Origin of the sequence: Kitasatospora putterlickiae (genome assembly GCF_039527695.1) — a bacterium.
GTDB lineage: Bacteria > Actinomycetota > Actinomycetes > Streptomycetales > Streptomycetaceae > Kitasatospora > Kitasatospora putterlickiae.
Genome location: NZ_BAAAKJ010000068.1, coordinates 8,198 through 11,075 on the forward strand (window position 1 = coordinate 8,198; position 2,878 = coordinate 11,075).

Sequence of the window (2,878 nt, forward strand, 5' to 3'; positions counted from 1 at the left end):
GGGTGCGCCGGACGAGGGAGGTCCGCGCCAAGCTCATGGAGCAGGAACGGGCCCTCGCGCAGGAGCGGGCGCACCGCACCGTCCTGGAGGAACGCGCCCGCATCGCGCGCGAGTTGCACGACGTGGTCGCCCACCACATGTCCGTCATCTCCATCCAGGCCGAGGCCGCCCCGTACCGGGTCGCGGATCCGCCCCGGGAGCTGGTCGCGGCGCTGGCCGACATCCGCGCGGGCGCCCTGGAGGGACTGACCGAGCTGCGCCGCCTCCTCGGCGTGCTGCGCTCCGAGGGCCCTCCCGGCGGGCGGTCTCCGGAGGCTCCGCAGCCCACCCTGGAACGGCTCGACGACCTGCTCGCCGGGGTGCGCGCGGCCGGACTCGACGTGTGGGCGGTGGTCTCCGGGCCGCGCCGCCCGCTGCCCGAGGGCGTGGAGCTGTCGGCCTACCGGATCGTGCAGGAGGCGCTCAGCAACGCGCTGCGCCACGCCCCGGGCGCCGCCGTCCGCGTCGAGCTGACGTACACCGGCGCCGCCCTCCGGCTGCGGATCCGCAACGGGCCCGGCACCACGGCCGCCGAGCCCTCGCCGGGGGCCGGACACGGCCTCCTGGGCATGCGTGAACGAGCCGCGATGCTCGGCGGGGAGTTCTCCGCCGGCACCGCCCCCGACGGTGGCTACGAGGTCACCGCGCTGCTGCCGGTGCCCACCGCGCCGGCCGTCCGGACAGACAGGGAACAGACCGCATGACGATCCGAGTGATGATCGCCGACGACCAGGCGATGGTGCGCGAGGCCTTCTCGGTGCTCCTCGGCGCCCAGCCCGGCATCGAGGTGATCGCGACCGCCGTGGACGGCCTGGACGCGGTGGCCAAGGCCGAGGAGCTCCGCCCCGACGTGATCGTGATGGACATCCGGATGCCCGGACTGAACGGCATCGAGGCCACCCGCCGGATCACCGGGTCGGCCGGCCTGTCGACCAGGATCCTCGTGCTGACCACCTTCGACCTCGACGAGTACGTGTACGAGGCGCTCCGGGCGGGCGCCGGCGGTTTCCTCCTCAAGGACGCCTCCGGGATCCAGCTGGCCGAGGCGGTACGCGTCGTGGCCGCCGGGGACGCGCTGCTGTCGCCCGGGCTCACCAAGCGGCTCATCGCGGAGTTCGCCCGGCTGGGCGGGTCGGCGAAACCGCCCGCCCAGGTGCGGATCGACGTCCTCACCAACCGCGAGACCGAGGTGCTCACGCTGGTCGCCCGGGGACTGTCCAACGCGGAGATCGCCGCCGAACTCGTGGTCGCCGAGCAGACCGTCAAGACGCACATGGGCGCCATCCTGCAGAAGCTGCAGCTGCGGGACCGCACGCAGGCCGCCGTCCTCGCCTACGAGACGGGACTCGTCGTGCCCGGCCGCACCGACCTGTGATCCCGCGGTGGTGCGGCGGCACGGGCCCGGACGTCTCCCCCCGACCCCCTACCTGAGAGCCGCTCCGGAGAACGGCTCCACGGTGTGAGGCCCGCGAGGGTGCCGGATTCCTAGCGTGTCTGTCACGAGCCGGTCCTCGCCGCCCCCCTTTGGGCGGTCCCGAGGACCACGCGGCTCCCGACACGTTCCGCGCACCATCGCAGGAGTAGAGCCATGACCACACCCCGAAGCTCCGCCGCGTCGCCCGCCCGTTCCACCCGTCCAGGCCGGCCCGTCCGGATCCTGCGGGCCACCGCCGCCGTCCTGGCGTCGTTCCTCGCGTTCCTGGCCGTCGCCATCGTGCTCGGCGCGTACGTCCCCTCGATACCCAAGGCGGGCGTGATCGGGCCGGTCCTGGGCGGGCAGTACCCGTTCCACATGGCGCTGCTGGCCCTCGTCGCCGCCGGTCTCGCCGCGCTCGCCTGGCGGGCCGGCCTGGTGCGCTGGGGACGCGTGGTCACCGTCGCCTCGGCGCTGAGCGCCGTGGGCGCGCTGGTCATCGGCGGCATCCAGTTCCAGGCCGCCCGGGCGGCCGGCGTCGACGTCTCGCTGGGCCAGGTGGTCACCGAACTCGGCTACCCCGCGGCCGAGCCGGACACGACCGAGACGTTCGCCAGCCCCGAGGGCGAGCCCCTGCGGGTGGACGCCTACCTGCCCGCGAAGGACCCGGGCAAGCGGACCCCGGCCGTCGTGCTCGCCCACGCCGGCGGCTTCCACACCTTCGACAAGAGCGACCTGCGCGGAACCGGCCGCTGGCTCGCCGACCACGGCGTCGCCGTCTTCGCCGTCGACTACCGCCTGGCCGGTCCCGACCGTCCCACCTGGGACAAGGCCCCGCAGGACCTCCTCTCCGCGATGGGCTGGGTGCAGCGCAACGCCGACACGTACGGCGTCGACGGCGCGCGGATCTCGCTCGGCGGCATGTCGGCGGGCGGCACCCTGGCGATGAACACCGCCTACCGCCTCCACAACGGCACCATCGAGGCCGCCGAGGGCGCCACCCCCGCACCCCCGGCCTCCGTGATCGGCTTCTACCCCGGCACCGACGTCGCGCGGATGTGGGAGGACGACGTGGCCGGGACCCGCGAGGCGGCGGAGATGTACACCGGCGGCACCCCGCAGCAGTACCCGGACCGCTACCGCGAGGTGTCCCCGACGTCCGACGTCCGCCCCGGCCTGCCCCGCACCCTGCTCGTCGTCGGGGACCGCGACCGCAGCGCCCGCCCCGAGACCGTCACCGGCCTCGGCGACGCGCTGAAGGAGCAGGGCGTCGACGTCGAGGTGAAGGAACTGCCCTTCGCCGACCACGCGTTCGACGACGTGTACGGCAGCCTCACCTCCCAGACGAGCCGCCAGATCCTGCTCGACTTCCTCCTCACGGACGCACACTGACCGCCGCTGCGGTGATGGCCCGCCCGCGCGATG

General features: G+C 74.3%; 3 protein-coding genes. All 3 read left to right on the plus strand.

All coding sequences use genetic code 11. The annotated features are described in order from the left end of the window. The coding region (locus tag ABD308_RS07790) for a sensor histidine kinase (RefSeq protein ID WP_344329678.1) at positions 1 to 743 on the plus strand (743 nt) is incomplete at its 5' end. Next, complete coding sequence (locus ABD308_RS07795; RefSeq protein ID WP_344329680.1) at positions 740 to 1,414, plus strand: response regulator; 675 nt, start codon at positions 740 to 742, stop codon at positions 1,412 to 1,414. The genes ABD308_RS07790 and ABD308_RS07795, both read left to right, overlap by 4 nt. Before the next feature lie 213 nt (positions 1,415 to 1,627). Then, on the plus strand, positions 1,628 to 2,845 hold the full coding sequence (locus ABD308_RS07800) for an alpha/beta hydrolase (RefSeq protein WP_344329682.1): 1,218 nt from the start codon (positions 1,628 to 1,630) through the stop codon (positions 2,843 to 2,845). The last annotated feature ends 33 nt before the right edge of the window (positions 2,846 to 2,878 follow it).

Bases quoted from the DNA above. Each gene is read 5' to 3' on its own strand.
- ABD308_RS07795 (WP_344329680.1), top strand. From the start codon at position 740: ATGACGATCCGAGTGATGATCGCCGACGACCAGGCGATGGTGCGCGAG.
- ABD308_RS07800 (WP_344329682.1), top strand. From the start codon at position 1,628: ATGACCACACCCCGAAGCTCCGCCGCGTCGCCCGCCCGTTCCACCCGT.